This is a genomic window from Curvibacter sp. T50 (assembly GCF_057219955.1).
Genome location: NZ_JBXVVU010000002.1, coordinates 123,876 through 141,865, shown reverse-complemented (window position 1 = coordinate 141,865; position 17,990 = coordinate 123,876). Strand labels below are relative to the sequence as shown.

At 62.4% G+C, this 17,990-nt stretch carries 16 protein-coding genes; 7 read left to right on the top strand and 9 right to left on the bottom strand.

The genetic code is table 11. The features are described 5' to 3' along the window. Positions 1-11: 11 nt before the first annotated feature. Together AC2EBU_RS10045 and AC2EBU_RS10040 are read left to right on the top strand one after the other, a co-directional pair. Entirely contained in the window at positions 12-1,208 is a 1,197-nt protein-coding gene (locus tag AC2EBU_RS10045; protein ID WP_484610284.1) for an acetyl-CoA C-acyltransferase, read from the top strand. A gap of 17 nt (positions 1,209-1,225) precedes the next feature. Beyond that, the gene (locus tag AC2EBU_RS10040; protein ID WP_484610283.1) at positions 1,226-2,038 is read left to right on the top strand and encodes an acyl-CoA thioesterase; all 813 of its coding nucleotides are present in this window, start codon (positions 1,226-1,228) and stop codon (positions 2,036-2,038) included. 3 nt (positions 2,039-2,041) lie between these two features. Here the strand turns inward: AC2EBU_RS10040 and AC2EBU_RS10035 are convergent, their stop codons facing one another. Continuing rightward, a complete protein-coding gene (locus tag AC2EBU_RS10035; RefSeq protein WP_484610282.1) occupies positions 2,042-4,303 on the bottom strand; it encodes a patatin-like phospholipase family protein in 2,262 nt (753 codons plus the stop codon). Positions 4,304-4,462: 159 nt separating this feature from the next. Between AC2EBU_RS10035 and AC2EBU_RS10030 the strand changes: the two genes are divergently transcribed. Next, positions 4,463-5,227, top strand: coding sequence for an enoyl-CoA hydratase (locus AC2EBU_RS10030; RefSeq protein ID WP_484610281.1), 765 nt, complete (start codon positions 4,463-4,465; stop codon positions 5,225-5,227). 73 nt (positions 5,228-5,300) lie between these two features. On the opposite strand, the gene AC2EBU_RS10025 is transcribed toward AC2EBU_RS10030, so the two are convergent. Beyond that, positions 5,301-5,915: a hypothetical protein gene (locus AC2EBU_RS10025; RefSeq protein WP_484610280.1), complete on the bottom strand. Its 615-nt coding sequence runs from the start codon at positions 5,913-5,915 to the stop codon at positions 5,301-5,303. 241 nt (positions 5,916-6,156) lie between these two features. Between AC2EBU_RS10025 and AC2EBU_RS10020 the strand changes: the two genes are divergently transcribed. The 4 genes from AC2EBU_RS10020 to AC2EBU_RS10005 all read left to right on the top strand — a co-directional run bounded on the left by AC2EBU_RS10020 (position 6,157) and on the right by AC2EBU_RS10005 (position 9,812). Further along, a complete protein-coding gene (locus tag AC2EBU_RS10020) occupies positions 6,157-6,831 on the top strand; it encodes a TetR/AcrR family transcriptional regulator (RefSeq protein ID WP_484610279.1) in 675 nt (224 codons plus the stop codon). A 64-nt stretch (positions 6,832-6,895) separates the two neighbouring features. Then, the gene (locus tag AC2EBU_RS10015) at positions 6,896-8,044 is read left to right on the top strand and encodes a DNA alkylation repair protein (RefSeq protein ID WP_484610278.1); all 1,149 of its coding nucleotides are present in this window, start codon (positions 6,896-6,898) and stop codon (positions 8,042-8,044) included. A gap of 20 nt (positions 8,045-8,064) precedes the next feature. Beyond that, positions 8,065-9,246, top strand: coding sequence for an acyl-CoA dehydrogenase family protein (locus tag AC2EBU_RS10010; protein WP_484610277.1), 1,182 nt, complete (start codon positions 8,065-8,067; stop codon positions 9,244-9,246). Between the two features lie 77 nt (positions 9,247-9,323). Further along, on the top strand, positions 9,324-9,812 hold the full coding sequence (locus tag AC2EBU_RS10005; RefSeq protein ID WP_484610276.1) for a thioesterase family protein: 489 nt from the start codon (positions 9,324-9,326) through the stop codon (positions 9,810-9,812). Between the two features lie 100 nt (positions 9,813-9,912). Here the strand turns inward: AC2EBU_RS10005 and AC2EBU_RS10000 are convergent, their stop codons facing one another. The 7 genes from AC2EBU_RS10000 to AC2EBU_RS09970 all read right to left on the bottom strand — a co-directional run bounded on the left by AC2EBU_RS10000 (position 9,913) and on the right by AC2EBU_RS09970 (position 17,930). Continuing rightward, positions 9,913-11,079 (bottom strand): ABC transporter substrate-binding protein, encoded by a 1,167-nt coding sequence (locus AC2EBU_RS10000; protein ID WP_484610275.1) that lies wholly within the window; start codon positions 11,077-11,079, stop codon positions 9,913-9,915. A 179-nt stretch (positions 11,080-11,258) separates the two neighbouring features. Then, the gene (locus tag AC2EBU_RS09995; RefSeq protein ID WP_484610274.1) at positions 11,259-12,443 is read right to left on the bottom strand and encodes an ABC transporter substrate-binding protein; all 1,185 of its coding nucleotides are present in this window, start codon (positions 12,441-12,443) and stop codon (positions 11,259-11,261) included. A 46-nt stretch (positions 12,444-12,489) separates the two neighbouring features. Then, positions 12,490-14,346 carry an AMP-dependent synthetase/ligase gene (locus tag AC2EBU_RS09990; protein WP_484610273.1) on the bottom strand — a complete coding sequence of 619 codons (1,857 nt, stop codon included), beginning with the start codon at positions 14,344-14,346 and terminating at the stop codon, positions 12,490-12,492. Positions 14,347-14,350: 4 nt separating this feature from the next. Then, entirely contained in the window at positions 14,351-15,151 is an 801-nt protein-coding gene (locus AC2EBU_RS09985; RefSeq protein WP_484610272.1) for an ABC transporter ATP-binding protein, read from the bottom strand. Next, a complete protein-coding gene (locus tag AC2EBU_RS09980; protein ID WP_484610271.1) occupies positions 15,148-15,957 on the bottom strand; it encodes an ABC transporter ATP-binding protein in 810 nt (269 codons plus the stop codon). Before AC2EBU_RS09980 ends, AC2EBU_RS09985 begins: the two co-directional genes overlap by 4 nt. Before the next feature lie 7 nt (positions 15,958-15,964). Next, positions 15,965-17,041, bottom strand: a complete 1,077-nt coding sequence (locus AC2EBU_RS09975; protein ID WP_484610270.1) for a branched-chain amino acid ABC transporter permease — start codon at positions 17,039-17,041, stop codon at positions 15,965-15,967. 13 nt (positions 17,042-17,054) lie between these two features. After that, positions 17,055-17,930 (bottom strand): branched-chain amino acid ABC transporter permease, encoded by an 876-nt coding sequence (locus AC2EBU_RS09970; protein ID WP_484610269.1) that lies wholly within the window; start codon positions 17,928-17,930, stop codon positions 17,055-17,057. Positions 17,931-17,990 lie beyond the last annotated feature (60 nt).

Below are 17,990 nucleotides of genomic sequence, written 5' to 3'. Positions count from 1 at the left end.
GGAGTTTCCCCATGGCCCGACAAATCCAGGACGCCTACATCGTTGCCGCCACCCGAACGCCCATCGGTCGTTCCGGCCGCGGCTATTTCCGCAACACGCGGCCGGACGACCTGCTGGTCGCCGCGGTGCGCAGCGCCATGAAGCAGGTGCCCACGCTGGACCCGAAAGCGATCGAGGACGCCATCATCGGCTGCTCCTTCCCCGAGGCCGAGCAGGGCATGAACATGGCGCGTGTCGCCATGGGCCTGGCCTTCGACCACCCGGTGGGCGGCGTCACCGTGAACCGCTTCTGTGCCTCGGGCGTGACCGCGATCCAGATGGCGGCCGACCGCATCCGCGTGGGCGAGGCCGACGTGCTGATCGCCGGCGGCGCCGAGTCCATGAGCCTGGTGCCCATGGGCGGCGTCAAGCCCTCGTTCAACCCCGAGGTCTTTGCCCGCGACGAGAACGTCGGCATTGCCTACGGCATGGGCCTGACGGCTGAAAAGGTGGCGCAGCAGTGGAAGGTGAGCCGCGAGGCGCAGGACGCGTTTGCGCTCGAATCGCACCTGCGCGCGGTGAAGGCCCAGCAGGCCGGCGAGTTTGCCGACGAAATCACCCCCATCGACGTGGTGGAGCGCACGCCCGACCTGGCCACCGGCGAGGTCTCCATCCGCACCCGCACCGTGAATCTGGACGAAGGCCCGCGCCCGGACACCACGCTGGAGGCGCTGGCCAAGCTCAAGCCGGTGTTCGCGGCCCGCGGCAGCGTCACGGCCGGCAACAGTTCGCAGACCAGCGACGGTGCCGGCGCGCTGATCCTGGCCAGCGAAAAGGCCGTCAAGCAGTTCGGGCTGACGCCGCTGGCGCGTTTTGTCAGCTATGCCGCGCGCGGTGTGCCGCCCGAGATCATGGGCATCGGCCCGATCGAGGCCATTCCGGCCGCGCTGCGCTACGCCGGATTGAAGCACGAGGACATCGGCTGGTTCGAGCTGAACGAGGCCTTCGCAGCCCAGTCGCTGGCGGTCGTCAACACGCTCGGCCTGGACCCGGCCAAGGTCAACCCCATGGGCGGCGCCATCGCCCTGGGCCACCCGCTGGGGGCTACCGGCGCCATCCGCGCCGCCACGGTGGTGCATGCGCTGCGACGCCACAACCTGAAATACGGGATGGTGACCATGTGTGTCGGCACCGGCCAGGGCGCCGCCGGGATTTTCGAGCGCGTCTGAGCGAGGCTCCAACCGGCATGCCCGAAACCCATCCGTTCGATGATGCCATCGCTCTGCAGTGGCAGTTTGAAAGCGGTCACCGGGGGGAAACCAGTCCGGCCTATGCCAATATGGTCGGGCCTTTTGGGGGCATCACCGCGGCACAGACGCTGAACGCGGTACTGCAGCACCCGCAATGCCAGGGTGAGCCGGTGGCATTGACGGTGAACTTCTGCGCCGCTGTCGCCGACGGCGCGTTTCACATCATCGCGCGGCCGGTCCGGACCAATCGGTCAACCCAGCATTGGATTGTCGAGACCATCCAGAACGGCGAATGTGTGATCGCGGCCACGGTGTTCACTGCGCTTCGTCGTGACACCTGGCACGCTCCCGAACATGCGAAACCCGAAGTGCCCAGCCCGGCAGATGTTCCCCTGCGAGGTGGACGTCCCCGGGTGGAATGGATCAACCGATATGAGATGCGCTTCATTGAAGGTGCCATTCCGGCCCACTGGGATGGCAGTGGCGCCACCGCCAGTCTCAGTCGCTTGTGGATGCGCGATCAACCGGCGCGGGGGTTGGACTACCCCGCCCTCGCCGCCATGGCCGATGTGTTCTTTCCGCGGATCTGGCGCCGACGTGCCACCCTGGTGCCGGTCGGTACGGTGTCACTGACCGTCTATTTCCACGCAGACCGGGATCTGCTGGTCACGACCGGGACCGGGTATGTGCTGGGTCAGGCCCAGGCGCAGGCCTTTCGCAAGGGCTATTTCGACCAGACCGCCCAGCTTTGGAACGAGGCCGGCGATCTGCTGGCCACGAGCCACCAGGTGGTTTATTTCCGTGAATAGTCCTCACGGGCGGCCGAGGAACAGGTACAGGCCCGAATAGCCACGCGCGGCACTCACCAGACTCAGGTACAACGGTCCCAGCGCCGTGTCGGCACCTATGAACAGGCTGCGGCCAACCCGAAGATCGTCCAGGCGCAGGTCCCGATGGTGGCGCCAGGCGTTTCCGGCTTCCAGCGAACCGCCCAGAAACAGCGCCCGCGCCACGACACTGCTCCACGGCAGGCGGTGGTAATAGGTCAGGCGGCCGAACGCCAGCACGTTGCCGACAACCTGGCCTGGGTGGTAACCCGACAACTGCTGAAATCCGCCCAGCGAGAACTCGTCGATCGCCCCGACCGGGAGTTGGTTGGTACGAGCCAGCCGCCCACCCAGGTTGACCGTGTGAGGGCCCCAACGCCGGGCAGCCGTGGCATTGAATTCGAACCGGCTCAATCGGCTTGTCCCAGCCACCCCGTCAATGCGGCGGCCACCGAACAGGTCGGCCTGCACCCGGTAGCCATCGGAGGGGAAGTTGGCATGGTCCAGCTGGTCGGAGACGATCGCCAGGCGCACACCCTGTTCGCGCCACCGTTGCCGCAGCAGCCCCGGTACTGCCGGACCCAATGTACCATCGACCAGTTCGGGGCTCGTCTTGCGATGGCTCAGGCGCAAGCCGAGTCGGGCTTCACCCAGGTTGTTCAGCAGCCCCAGTGGCCATCCGAAGTCCAGCCCCATGTCAAACCCGGTGCGGGAAAACTGCGCCAACACCTGCCCCGTTTCCGCGAACAGCTCCACCGGGCGCATGCTGGCCCCCACATACGCCGCCAGGAAGCGGTTGCCATCCTCGCCCCAAGGCTGATACAGCTCTGTGGAAACGGCGTTGGTACGTCCCAATTGCAGTCGATTTCGCCATTCGGCACCGCTGCGGCTCAGCCAGCGGCGGTTGTGGCTGAGCCGAAGATTGAACGCCGAACGACCACTGAAGTCGGTGCGCAGATCCAGGCCAATACGCAGGTAGTTCGGGCCCCATCGGTTTTCCCGCAGATCAATGGTCAGCGTTTCTGACGCGTTGTCGGCCTGGCGGTGCAGTCGATAGTCGACCGCTTCGAAGTCACCGGTGGCGGCCAGCGCCCGCAGATCACGCTCAACCTGCGGAAGATCCAGCGCTCGACCGCTTTGACTCTGCACTCGCCGTGCCAGCGCCAACGCCCGCTGGGGGTCCACCCCTTCGAAAACGACCTGAGTGACCGCCACATCCGGCGCCCGTGCGGCAGCCATCCGGTGACGGCGCTGACTGAGCCACTGCTCGTATTGCGCCGGCTGCAAGGCGAAACGATCGAGCGCCTGCATGATCGAGCGCCCGTAGTCGTAGCCGATACGAATGAGATCGGCCGCGCGGGAAAAATCAGCCGATGTGTGGCGGCCCAGTTCCGGCAGCAGCAACAGGTCGGTCGGCGCCAGCAAGGCCATGTTGCGGCGCACATTCTGCTCGGTCAGGATGTTGACCATCTGTGCGGTGATACCGACAAGGGAGTTCAGCGTCTCGCGCCCCGCCAACGGAGTGCCGATATTGACGGCAATGACAGTGTCTGCACCAAGGCGCCGGGCGATATCGACAGGCAAGTTGTTGACCAGGCCGCCATCACCGAGCACACGGCCATCGCGCTCGACCGGCGCGAACACTCCCGGTACCGACATGCTCGCGCGCAATGCCGTGGCCAGATCGCCCTGGCCGAGGACAACAGGGTCGCCGGTTTCGAGGTCCGTCGCCACCGCGCGAAACGGCGTTGGCAATTCGTCAAACCGTTCAATCCACCGGGCGTGGTGGGTGTTTCGACGCAGGGCAAGCTCCAGGGAGCGACTTGACAAAGCTCCGGTGGGGATGCGGAATTCGCCGTCACGAAATCCCAGCTCGGTCAGCGGGGCCAGTTCGAAGTCCTCTTCTTTTTGACGCTGGGACAGTTGCTGGCGAGGCTCGTTGCGTTCGAACATGCCCACCCAATCCAGCGCGAGGACAGCCTGCTCCAGCTGGCGAGCGTCCAGTCCTGAGGCGTACAAACCGCCGACGATGGCTCCCATTGAGGTGCCAACCACGATATCCACTGGCACACGCGCCTCTTCCAGCACCCGCAAGACGCCGACATGACTCAGGCCCCGCGCACCGCCGCCGGACAGCACCAGGGCGATCCGTGGACGCTCGGGGGCGTCCACGGTCGCCGCGCTCGACGGTTGCGCGACTGGCGGCGTGGCCTGCGCGGCCGCCTGAATGCCGATCGTGGTCAACACCAGACAAAAAATTCTGCGGAAGTACGGGGATTTCATCGGGTGGAGGACTCAGCGAAGGGCTCTGCGACAGTGTACGCAAGCGATGGTGGCTGTCGAAGCGGCGACGGCGGCTGCGGTTCGGGCGTGGTACCTTGTGGGCTTTTACTTTTGCCCAAGCCCATGAGCGACATCCTTGTTCACACGGAAGATGGTGTGACCACCGTCACGTTCAACCGCCTCGAACGCAAAAACTCCATTACCGCCGCCATGTACGCGACCCTGGCTGAGGCGCTGAGCCAGGCTGACGGTGACGCGGCCGTTCGTGCCCTGGTGCTGCAGGGTCACGAAACGGTTTTCAGTGCCGGCAATGACATCAGCGACTTTCTCAACCAGCCACCGGCCACTGCGGAGTCACCGGTTTTCCGCTTTTTGCGGGCGATTGCCGGTTTCTCCAAACCACTGGTCGCCGCAGTCAGCGGGCCGGCAGTTGGTGTGGGCACCACCCTGCTCTTTCACTGCGATCTTGTCGTCGCAGGTGACAACGCTGCGTTTTCTATGCCCTTCGTCAATCTGGGCCTATGCCCCGAAGCGGCGTCGAGCCTACTGGTACCCCAGATGCTGGGCTACCACCGGGCGGCGGAGGCTCTGTTGCTCGGTGAACCGTTTTTCGCCGAAGCGGCACTGGAGGTCGGGCTCGTCAACCGCGTGGTGCCCCCCACCGAAGCAAATGGCGTGGCACAGGCCATGGCCCGCAAACTCGCTGCAAAACCCTTGAGTTCTCTGGTTGAGACCAAGCGTCTGATGAAAAAAGGGCAGGCCGCCCTGGTGCTGCAACAGATGGCCGAGGAGGGCGCCAGCTTCGGACGCATGCTGCGCGAAAGCGCCGCCCGCGAGGCCTTCAGCGCCTTCATGGAAAAGCGCAAGCCGGACTTCAGCAAGATCTGACATCCGCACCGGGCAGGGGCAACCGGCAAGGTGCCCGCGCTTTCGTCGGAAAGGCAAGCGGAAGCTTGGGCCTTCAGGCCTGCGCGGGCTGGATCAGGGCCTTGTAGGCGGCGCGAGTCTGAGGCGTGACGGCGTCCAGCACCTGGGCGTAGGGGGTCTTGTGCGCGATCAGCAGCCGGGCATCGGCAACCGACTTGGACCGGCAAAACCAATGGCAACTGTGCTGGAACAACATCAGCTCCGCAGTGACCCGAAAGGCCCGATCGCGGCGACTGAGGCCGCCCTCGTCACGCAAGGCAGCGGAAAGACCCCGGGCATGCAGCGCGACCAAGGCCCGGAAATCGAACCCGATCGAGGGAAAGAAGCGTGTGGCCTGGGGCACATGGACCGGCCACCGGCTGACCCGCATGCTTTCGCCCCAGACTTTTCGAACGTCATCCGCCAGCTGGCCAAGTTCGCGCTCGATGGCATTTTCCACGTCGACCAAGGTCTGCCAGATGGGTTCGGAGCGCTCGCTGTCGGGCTCGCCCGCAGCGCGCAGGTAGGCTTCGATCAGCCGTTCCATGCGCTTTTCAATTTCGTAGGGGCGCAATTGGGCGGACAGCAGGCCGACCCGCTCACGCTGCTCGCGTAACTGCGCATATCGAAACGCAACGACGAGCACACCCAGCACCAGGAGAATTTCCATGCGCTATTGTCCTGCATCAGCCCGGTTGCCATGCAACGCCCCGTCGAAACAGCCCCATCCGCTGACAGACGTTCGTTTTGACTATTTTCGGGCATTACCCAGCGTATTTTGGTCGGTTCTTGCTATGGTTTTTGCTACTCCTTGGACGGCACCGCAAGGGGAACGCGCCCGCTTTCCGCGGCTTTATTTTTGCAAAGCAACCGCTTGCCAAAAATAAAGGCTGCTGCTATGGTCTGACGTCATGCGCTTTCCCGAGCATCCGATCGAACTGGCCGCCGTTCCCCGTCGAACCCGGGGGCGCCCCCGAAAAAGCGCGGATGAACGTGATGATGGCAATCGCCGCCAGGATGTCTTGCGTGCCGCCGCGCAGTTGTTTCGCCAACACGGTTTCGCGGCCACCCGCACCCGCGATATCGCCACCGCGGCCGGCATGCAGTCGGGTTCACCCTTCTATCACTTCGAAAACAAGCAGGCATTGCTGGGCGCGGTGATTCTGGAGGGCATGCAGCGGGCCGTGACCCGCCAGAAAGCCGCGATGGACCGGGCGTCCGAAGCCGCCGGCAATTCACCACCAGACCCGCGCCAGCAGTTGCGGGTGCTCATTCGCACCCATTTCGACGTACTGCTGGGGCCGGACAGCGAGTTCATTCCGGTCATGCTGTACGAATGGCGGTCGCTGACCGCGATGCAACGGGCGGCCGTCAATGACCTGCGGCGCAGTTACGAGGGCATGTGGGTTGCACCTTTGCAGGCGCTGGTGGCAGCAGGGGCTGTGAGCGGCGACCCGGCACTGGCGCGCCTGATGATTTTTGGTGCCCTGAACTGGTCGGTGCAATGGTTCGACCCCGGGCAACGGGCCACACTGGACGACCTGACCGACACCGCATTGCGGCTGTTTCTGAAGGACTGCGCCTGATGCCGCGCGGGCGACCTCTCCGTGGTCCGGCCGGTAGCGGCAGTCTTTTCCCCGCTGACGCGCCATGGCCGAAAGCCTGAAATCCCTGCTGGGCGAGGACGCTCCGCAAAGGCTGGCGACGTTGTTGCACCGCGCGTGGTCGCGCTTTGACCGCAAGGCGTTCACCGCCCTGGCGATGCCCGGCTATCCCATCCTCGGTCTGATGGCCCGCGGCGAGCGCATGGCCGATGCGCTGGAACAGACCCTGCCGGCTGATTTCGAAAGGGCGGCAGCGATCCTGAGCAGCGCCATGGACCCTCCGCTGCCCATGGATGCGCGCGGCGAACCCTGTTCGGACGGGCGCGGCTACAGCGCTTTCTTGTATCTGCCATACAGCATCTTCATCAGCCGGCACGGACTCGAACACTTCGAGGCGGCCATGGACGCGCAGCACGCCCTGACACAGCGCTTTACGGCCGAATTCAGCATTCGCCCGTTTCTGGTTCGGCATCCGGCGGCAACACTGGCGCGGCTGGCGCAATGGACAGCCGACCCCAGTGGCCATGTCCGGCGGCTGGTCAGCGAAGGAACCAGGCCGCGCCTGCCGTGGGCTCGACGCCTGCCAGCACTGGTTGCCGATCCGTCCCCAGGGCTGGCGCTGCTGGAACACCTACGCGACGATCCATCGCGTTACGTACGCCGCTCTGTCGCCAATCACCTCGGCGATGTCGGCAAAGACCACCCGCAACGCCTGCTTGCCCTGGCTGGTCGCTGGATGTCCGATGCCCCACCCCCGCGGGTGCAGTTGCTGCGACACGCACTGCGCACCCTGGTACGTCGCGGAGACCCGGATGCGCTGAGTTTGCTGGGATCGGGACACAGCAGCCGCCTGTCAATCCGGTCAGTCAGCTGGGCGCCGGCACGGCCACATATCGGGGACAACCTGTTGGTCACCCTGGCACTGCACAACCCCGAGGCCGAAGTACAGACCGCATTGGTGAATCTGGAAATCGGCTACGTCAAGGCCAACGGGCAGCTCAGTCCCCGCACCTTTTCCTTGGGCAACGTGGCGTTGGCGTCCGGCGGCGTCGTAACGTTGAGAAAGCAGCTGTCGCTGCGGCAGATGACCACCCGCACCCACTATCCCGGTCTTCACACCATCGCGTTGCAGCTCAACGGGCGGCGCCACCCGTTGGGCGATTTCTTTCTCGACCCTTCCCCGCTCACCCCCTGATTCGACCACGGAGGCCTTCCATGCATTTCAGCCACGAACACCAGGAAATCCAGAAAACACTCAAACGCTATATCGACGAACACATCAACCCCCACGTTGACGCCTGGGAAGCGGCCGAAACTTTTCCGGCACACGATGTGTTCAAAGGCCTGGGACAACTCGGACTGCTGGGCCTGACCAAGCCGGAGGCATACGGAGGGGCCGGCCTGGACTACTCCTACTCCCTGGCCATGGCAGAAACGTTGGGTCACATCGAATGCGGCGGCGTGCCGATGGCCATCGGCGTGCAAACCGACATGTGTACGCCTGCGCTGGCACGACACGGCAGTGACGAATTGAAGCGGCAGTTTCTCGCGCCCGCCATTTCGGGCGACATGGTCGGCTGCATCGGGGTCAGCGAGCCGGCTGCCGGCAGCGACGTCTCCGGCATCAAGTCATTCGCGCGCAAGGACGGTGATGACTATGTGATCACTGGCCAGAAGATGTGGATCACCAACAGCCTGCAGGCCGACTGGATGTGCATGCTGGTCAACACCGGCGAGGGCCCGATCCACAAGAACAAGAGCCTGGTCATGGTGCCGATGCGCGACCGTCCGAACGGCAAGCTGACGAAAGGCATCGAGGTGGCCAGGAAGATCCGCAAGATCGGCATGAACAGCAGCGACACCGGGCTGATCTATTTCGACGAGGTGCGCGTGCCGCAGCGCTACCGCATCGGCGCCGAAGGGCAGGGTTTCATCTACCAGATGCAGCAGTTCCAGGAGGAGCGCCTGTGGGCCGCCGCCAGTTGCCTGCAAAGTCTGGACAACTGCATCCGCTGGACCATCGAGTGGGCGCAGGAGCGCAAGCTGTTCGGCGCCACCCTGGCCGACCAGCAGTGGGTGCAGTTCAAACTGGCGGAACTGAAGACAGAGGTTGAGAGCCTGCGTGCACTGACCTACCGGGCCTGCGACCTGTACGTGCAAGGGCAGGACGTGCTGGAATTGGCCAGCATGGCCAAGCTCAAGGCCGGTCGACTCAACCGCATCGTGCCCGACACCTGCCTGCAGTTCTGGGGCGGCATGGGCTTTACGCTGGAGAACAAGGTGTCGCGGCTGTACCGTGACGGCCGACTGGGCTCCATTGGCGGAGGGGCTGACGAAGTGATGTTGGGTATCCTGGCCAAGACCATGGGCATCGCCAGGCGCCCGGCGGCCCACTGAGGGGCCCAAGAAACTCCCGCTCCACCCGGTGTCGCTACCATCGGGCTTTTTCCAAACAGGTCGATCCCGAAAGCACTATGACCCGCCATGCCCCTTCGCCTGTTCCAGACACATTCGAACCGGAATTCGTCACTGGACTGAAACAGATTTTTGAAGAGAAGATTGTCTTCAACCAGGTATTGGGCCTGAAGATCAATGAATTGCGGCCCGCTTACGTGACGGGTCACATTGCGATGCGCCATGAACTGGTGGGCCACTACAGCTACAACCGCATTCACGGTGGGGTCATCAGTGCCTGCCTGGATGCCATGGGTGGCCTGGCGGTCATGGCCGCGATCGGGGCCCGACATATGGACGAAGCGCCCATGCAACGTCTGCACCGGTTTGCCAAGTTGGGCACGATCGACCTTCGCATTGATTACCTGCGCCCGGGTATCGGTGAGCGTTTTGACTTGCGCGCCGAAGTGCTCCGACTGGGCTCGCGCGTCGCCTCGACCCGGATGGAGTTCTGCGGGCCGGACGGCCGACTGATGGCAACAGGGGCAGGCGCCTACATCGTCTCTTAAATTTTCATAGCAAGAAAGAACCGTTTTTCGTTGGCTATCGAACTGTTTGATAAAAAAAGCCGCCCGGAGGCGGCTTTCTCACGGTGGGAACTGTTACGGTTTACTTGATGTAATCGGAGATCACCTTCCACTTGCCGTCGGTGATCTGTGACAGACGCGAGGTTTCGTTGCCCAGCCGCTTCTTCGGTCCGAAGGTGGCCTCGGGGCTGCCGAAAATGTCGGCAGGGATCTTCATCGTGTCCATGGCCTTGATGAAGCTGTCGGTGGTCAGGCCCGGCCCCGCCTTCTGTGCCGCCGCAATAAAGGCATCGATTGCGTTGTAGCCATAGACCGAGAACACCGTCGGGTCTTCGTTGAATTTGGTCTTGTATTTGTTGGCCCAGAAACGGATCGGTTGCGAGGCGTCATCCAGATACGGATGGGCGGCCGTATGCGCAGCAATCAGTCCATTCATGGCTGGCCCGCCGAGTTTGTGGATCAGGTCGGTATAAGCCGCACTGGAGCCGATGAACGTCGGGTTGTAGCCCAGCTTGCGTGCCGTGCCGATACCCCCGATGGTTTCACGGATGATGGTCCCCAGCACCACCATGTCACAGCCTGATGCCTGAAGCCTCTGAATCTGCGAGGAAAAATCCGTGGCCCCACGCTTGTAGGTGGTCTTCTCGGCCAACGCCATGCCGGCGGCTTTCAGGCCGTCTTCCGCGCCACGCATGACTTCCAGGCCAAATTCATCGTCCTGGTACATGGTGCAAACTTTCTTTGCCCCTTTCTCCTTGGCGAGCTTGGGCACCGCCGTGCGCATCTGGTCATAGTAGGTCGCAGCAAACGAGTACTTGAGCCGGTGGAAAGGCTCGTACATTTCACGCGCTGCGGTCACGGGGAAGAAGTTGATGACGTTCTTTTCGAACTGCACCGGCATGGCCGCCAGATTCTGTGCGGTGCCGATGTGGCCGACCATCGCAAAAATTTTGTCCTGGTTGACCAGCTTCTGGGCGGCCAGAACGGCCTTCTTGGGGTCGTATGCGGAGTCTTCGATCTTGAGGTTGATCTTGCGACCGTTGACGCCGCCTTGCTCGTTGATCTCGTCAACGCGCAGCATCATGCCCAGACGAACCTGCTTGCCAAAGCCCGCAATCGGACCGGAAAGATCCTGGATGGATCCCAGGGTAATTTCAGTCTTGCTGACACCCTGACCGCTCGCCATGGCCACGCTGGCTGCGGCTGCGCAGCAAAGCGCCAGTGAGGTCCTGAAAAATCTTTTGTTCATGCTCGATGTCTCCGGTGGTTTGAACCCCACAGTTATAGGGTGGTATCCGCGCTTTGAAACCGGCACTTTCCCTAGCTGGGGCGAACCCTAGCAACACAGGTGACAGCCACGGTTGCCGACACAAAAAAACCCTCCGGTCTCTGCCGACCGGAGGGTTCTGCAACAGGGGCGAAGGCGGCTTATTTGAAATAGCCGGAGACGACTTTCCAGCGGCCGTCTTGCAGTTGCGACAGACGCGACTCGTCGTTACCCAGACGCTTGGTCGCTGTGAAGGACAGCGCCGGACTGCCGAACATGTCCGGCGGCACCGTCATCGAGTCCATCGCTTTGACAAAACTGTCCGTGCTCAGGTTCGGGCCGGCCTTCTGCGCGCCGCGGATGAACAGGTCGATGATGGTGTAACCGTAGGCCGAGAACACCGTCGGGTCCTCGTTGAACTTGGTCTTGTACTTGTTGGCCCAGAAGCGGATCGGCTGGGACGCTTCATCGGTGTAGGGGTTCTGCACCGTCATGGTGGCGTACATGCCGTCCATCGCCTTGCCGCCCAGGCGGTGGATCAGGTCGGTGTAGGCCGCCACGGAGCCCAGGAAGGTGGGATTGAAGCCGGTCTTGCGCGATTCGGCGATGGTGCCGATGGTCTCGCGGATGATGGTGCCGAGCACGACGAAGTCGCAGCCCGCGCCCTTCATGCGCGCCACCTGCGAGGAAAAGTCGGTAGCGCCACGCTTGAACGATGTCTTTTCTGCCAGCTCCATGCCGATGGCTTTGACGCCCGCTTCCGCACCGCGCAAGACCTCCAGGCCAAACTCGTCATCCTGGTAAATGGCACAGGGCTTCTTCGCGTTTTTTTCCTTGATCAGACGCGGAGCGGCGATACGCATCTGATCGTAATAGGTGCTGAGCATCGCGTACTTGAGCTTGTGGGTGGGCTCGTACATTTCCCGCGCAGCGGTCAGCGGCATGAAGTTGACGATATTTTTCTCGAACTGCACCGGCATGGCTGCGTTGTTCTGCGCGGTGCCGATGTGGCCGGCCATGATGAAGATCTTGTCCTGATTGACCAGCTTCTGCGCGGCCAGCACGGCCTTTTTCGGGTCGTAGGCGGAATCTTCGACCTTGAGAACCAGCTTGCGGCCGTGAATGCCCCCCTGCTCGTTGATCTCGTCGACGCGCAGTTGCATCCCGGCGCGGGCCTGTTTGCCATATCCGGCCAATGGTCCGGAAAGATCCTGGATGGATCCGACAACTATTTCCGTCTTGCTGACCCCCTGTTGGGCGTAAGCCGCTGTTGCGACCAGCGACAGCGCGGTAATCGCGGCTGCCGCTGCCAGGTGGGCGCGTGGATGACGGGGAATATGACTCATGGGCTCTCCTGCCGGGTTGGGTGAAAAAAAGTGATGCAAGCCAATTTCAGCGGTACATCGCATCGATCTGGGCGGCGTATTTGGTCTGGACCAGCTTGCGTTTGAGTTTCATGGTCGGCGTCAGTTCTTCGTCTTCTGCCGTCAGCTGGGTGTCGAGCAGGAAGAACTTCTTGATCTGTTCGACCCGGGCAAACTTTTTGTTCACGCCGTCGATCACGCCCTGGATCAAGGCCTGCACCTCCGGGGCGCGGGTCAGACTGGCGTAGTTGGAAAACGGCACGTCGTTGTCCTGAGCGTACTTCTCCACGTTCTCCTGGTCGATCATGATGATGACCGTCAGGTAGGGTCGCTTGTCGCCGATGACCACCGCGTCGGTAACGTAGGGCGAGAACTTGAGCTCGTTCTCCAGTTCGCTGGGCGTGATGTTCTTGCCGCCCGCCGTGATGATGATGTCCTTCATGCGGTCGGTGATGCGGAAGAAACCTTCTTCATCGACGACACCGACGTCGCCGGTGTGCAGCCAGCCGTCCGCGTCGATGGTCTCGGCGGTCTTCTCGGGCAGGTTCAGGTAGCCGGCGAACACGTTGGGGCCTTTGACCAGGATTTCACTGGTCGCCGGGTCCAGCCGGACTTCGTTGAAGCTGGCAGCCGGTCCGATGGAGCCCGGCTTGATGCGGTCTGCCGGCACACCGGTGGAGGCGCCACAGGTCTCGGTCATGCCCCAGACCTCCAGCATCGGGACGCCCAGCGCCAGATACCACTTCACCAGTTCGGGCGAGATGGGCGCCGCCCCTGTCACGAGGAATCGCGAGCGGTGGATGCCGATGAGCTTGCGCACGTTGTTCAGCGCCAGCCAGCGCGCCAGCGTGAACTGGAACTTGAGGCTCCCCGGCACCGGCTGCCCGGCAAGGACCAGATCGGCAATCCGGGTGCCCACACCAATGGCCCAGGCATAGGTGGCCTGCTGCACCGCGCCGGCTTCCTTGAGGCCGATCATCACGCCGGAATAGAACTTCTCCCACACCCGGGGAACGGCAGTGAATACTGTGGGCGCAATCTCGCGCACGTTTTCCGGGATGGTTTCAGGGTTTTCGACGAAGTTGAGCTTGGCGCCGGTGTAGAGGGAAAAATACTCGCCGCCCATGCGCTCGGCGATGTGACACAGGGGCAGGAAACACATGCACTCATCGTTCTCGTCGCGCGAGATGAGCAGGTTGTAGCCCCGCACGGTGTAGGTCAGGCCCTGGTGCAGGTGCATGGCCCCTTTGGGCTTTCCGGTGGTGCCTGATGTGTAAACCAGGATAGCGAGGTCTTCGGGCTTGACGGCGGCGACGCGCGCCTTCAGCGCTTCGGGATGCTCGCGGTTATAGCGGCGCCCCTGCTCCCGCAATGCGCCCAGACTGATGACACCAGGGTCATCCAGATCGCGCAGCCCCTCCATGTCAAAAACGACGATCTTGCGCAACAGCGGCAGGCGTTCGCGCACTTCCAGCGCCTTGTCGAGTTGTTCGTCATCTTCGACAAACAGGACCGTGGTGCGGGAATCGGCCGACAGGTATTCGACCTGGCTGGCGGCATCGGTCGGGTAGATGCCATTGGCCACTCCGCCGCAGCTGAGCACGGCCAGATCCGACAGTACCCATTCGACCACCGTGTTCGAGAGAATCGACGCGGTCTCGCCGTGGGCAAAGCCCAGATCCATCAATCCACCAGCGATTTCACGCACCGCCTCGGCGGTCTGGTCCCAGGTCTGGCTTCGCCAGATACCCAGGTGTTTCTGGCGAAGCCAGACTTTGGGGCCGCGCTTTTCCACGGCGTTCCAGAACATGGCCGGAATGGTGTCGCCCGGCACGACGACATCGGTGTTGGGTCGGATATGGCTCAAATCCCAGAGGTTGGACATCGGTTTATCTCCAGGTCTTTTTCTTTTTCCAGCGGCGCTCGCCGCGAACACCGGTTTCCTTCATGCCGAGGTAGAACTCTTTGATGTCCTCCTTCTCGCGCAAGGCGGCACAGGTGTCTTCCATCACGATGCGGCCATTCTCCAGAACGTAGCCGTAGTCCGAGGCATTCAGGGCCATGTTGGCGTTCTGCTCGACCAGCAGGATGGTGGTACCACGCTCGCGGTTGATGCGCACCACGATCTCAAAAATCTCCTTGGTCAGCTTCGGGGACAGGCCCAGGCTGGGTTCGTCCAGCAGGATGAGTTCGGGGTTGGCCATCAAAGCGCGCGAGATCGCCAGCATCTGCTGTTGCCCGCCCGAGAGCAGGCCCGCGTCCTGGTGTTCACGCTCCTTGAGGATGGGGAAGTAGCCGAAAACCATTTCCATGTCGCGCGCGACGCCGTCGCGGTCATGGCGGGTATAGGCGCCCATCAACAGATTGTCGTGCACTGAAAGCAGAGGGAAGACCTCACGCCCTTCCGGCACATGGCTGAGTCCCTGCTGCACGATAAATGCCGGGTCCCGGGCGGTGACGTCCTGCCCCTTGAATTCGACGGAGCCTTTGCGCGGATCGATGATGCCGGAGATGGTCTTGAGGATGGTGGTCTTGCCCGCGCCATTGGAACCGAGCACGGTGGCCACTTCACCTTTGCGGACTTTGAGGCTGACGCCCCGAATGGCCTTGATCGGGCCATAGGCGCTTTCCACGTTCATCAATTTCAGCATGATGCCCTGATCGCCTGCCGCCGTATTCATATCACTCATGCGGCCCTCCGCAGCGACGAAACGTCATCGATGGAACCCAGGTAGGCTTCGATCACACCGGGATCAGTCTGTACTTCGCGCGGGGTACCCATGGCCAGCACCCGACCCTGGTTCATCGCGACGACTCGATCGGACACCTTGGACACCAGCGACATATCGTGTTCGACCATCAGCACGGTGATGCCCAGGTCGTTGACGATGTCCTGAATCCAGAACGCCATGTCGTCCGTCTCCTCCACGTTCAGACCCGAAGAAGGCTCGTCAAGCAGCAGCAGTTTGGGTTCCGTGCACAACGCGCGGGCCAGTTCGACGACCTTGCGAACGCCATAAGGCAAACCAGCAACCAGCGAATCGCGGTGGTGCTGCAAATCCAGAAAATCGATGACCTGTTCGGCCTTCTCGCGGGCTTCGAGTTCCGCCGCCCGGGTACCCGGGGTAAAGAAGACCTCGCTCCAGAAACCGGTGCGCCGATGGGTGTGCCGACCGATCAGCAGGTTGTGCAGCACAGTGGCATGCTCGAACAACTCGATATTCTGAAAGGTGCGAGCAATCCCCAGGGAGGCAATACGGTGCGCGGGCTGCTCAGTCAGGGTCAGCATCCCGTTCGGGCCCTGGTACTGGATGGAACCCGTCGTGGGGGTGTAGATACGGCTGATCAGGTTGAACACCGTGGTTTTGCCGGCGCCGTTCGGGCCGATCAGCGTGAAAACCTCGCCGTCGCGCACGTCGAAGCTCACGTTGTCGACCGCCAGCACACCACCGAAACGCACGCTCAACGCGCTGGCACTGAGAAGAATGTCACTCATGTCAGGCTCACTTCAAGCGATCGGACTTCTGGAAGGACTTCTGCCGCTTGAACATGCCCTTGCGGTAGAAGGGGAACAGCTGCAGGTAGGTTCGAATCTTGAGCCAGCGGCCATACAGGCCCATGGGCTCGAACATCACGAAAGCGATCAGCACGCCACCGTAAATCACGGACTTGAGACCCGGCGCCTGGCCGATGGCGTCGGGGAGAAAATCCTTCACGGCGCTGATCGCCTGCGGCAGGCCGATCAGGAAGATCGCTCCGAGGAACGCGCCGTGGATGAACCCTAGCCCCCCGATCACCACCATCAGCAGCAGATCGATCGACTGGATGATGTTGAACTGGTCAGGCGAGAGGAAGCGGATCTGATGGGCATACAAGGCCCCACCGATACCGGCCAGCGCCGCCGAAATGGCAAAGCTCAAAGTCTTGTAATAGGACAGGTTGATGCCCATGCTCTGCGCCGATATCTCGGAGTCCCGAATGGCAACAAACGCCCGTCCGGTGGACGACCGCAGCAGGTTGACCACGGCCAGGGTGCACAGCACGGTAATGACCAGACACAGAAAGTAAAACGAGTCTCCGGTGTCGGCCTTCCAGCCGAAAATATCCGGCGAGCCCACCGATTTTCCGGCGTTGCCACCCGTAACGCTTTCCCATCGTGCAAACACCTCTTCGACGATGAAGCCGAATGACAGGGTCGCAATGCCCAGGTAGATGCCTTTGACGCGCAGCGCCGGCAGCCCCACCACGACGCCCACCGCCGCCGACAGCCCCGCTGCAACCGCGATGGCCACCGGAAAGGGCCAACCCATGCCCGTCAGCACCGCCTGGGTGTAGGCGCCCACGCCCAGGAAGGCCGCGTGACCGATGGAGAACTGCCCGGTGAAGCCCGCCAGCAACATCAGCCCCAGCCCAACGATCGAATAGATCAGGATGAAGGTCATCTGGGCCAGCATGTATTCGCCCAGGATCCAAGGCGCAGCAACCAGGAACAATCCCAGCATCGAATACCAGAAGACATGCCCGCCGTGTTTGGCCAACCGGATGTCCTGGTTGTAATCGGTCTTGAAGATGAAGCGCATACCGTTGTTTCCTTCAGACCTTTTTGCGCAGTTTCTCGCCGAACAGGCCGTTGGGCATCACCACCAGCATGATCAGCACCACGATATAGGCGGCAATATCCTTGAAACCCTCGGGCAGGTAAAAGCCCGACAGCGACTCGACGATGCCGATGATCAGGCCGCCGACAATGGCCCCCGGCAAGCTGCCAAAGCCGCCGACCACGGCAGCCGGGAAGGCCTTGAGGCCGATGAATCCCATGTTGGCATGGACGAAAGTGATGGGCGCCAGCAGCAGTCCGGCGATCGCGGCAACCCCTGCGGCCAGACCCCAGACCAGGCCGTTGAGCGTCTTAACGGGGATACCCATGTAATACGCCGCCAACTGGTTCTGTGACGAGGCTTGCATGGCAATCCCCAACTTGCTGTAGCGGAAGAGCGCGAACAAGCCTCCACAGAGCGCGACGGTAGACGCGATCACGACCATCTGTTCGACGTTCAGCACCAGGGCCCCCACATTCCAGACCTGGTCCTTGTAGGGTACCGGCAGGGTGTGGGTTTCGGTGCCGATGTTGGGAATCATCGTCACCAGCCCCCGGCCGACGTAGCCCAGACCGATGGTGAGCATGACGATGGAGAAGGCCGGCTGCCCGAGCACCGGCCGAATGATCACCCGCTCGGTCAACACACCGACCAGTGCCATCGCGACGATGGCACTGGGCACGGCCAGCCAGAAGGGAAAGCCGAGCATGGTCATTGCCACCAGCCCCCCGAACGCGCCGAGCATCATGAGATCGCCCTGCGCAAAACTCACCGTCTCGGTGGCCTTGTAGATCAGAACAAAGCCCAGCGCGATCAGGCCGTAAATACAGCCCTGCGCAATGCCGCTGATGACCAGTTGTAGAAACTGCACGATATCTCCTGCAAACCTTGCCGGGTTTATAGGGCCAAGCCGGCTATTTCCTCTCAGGGT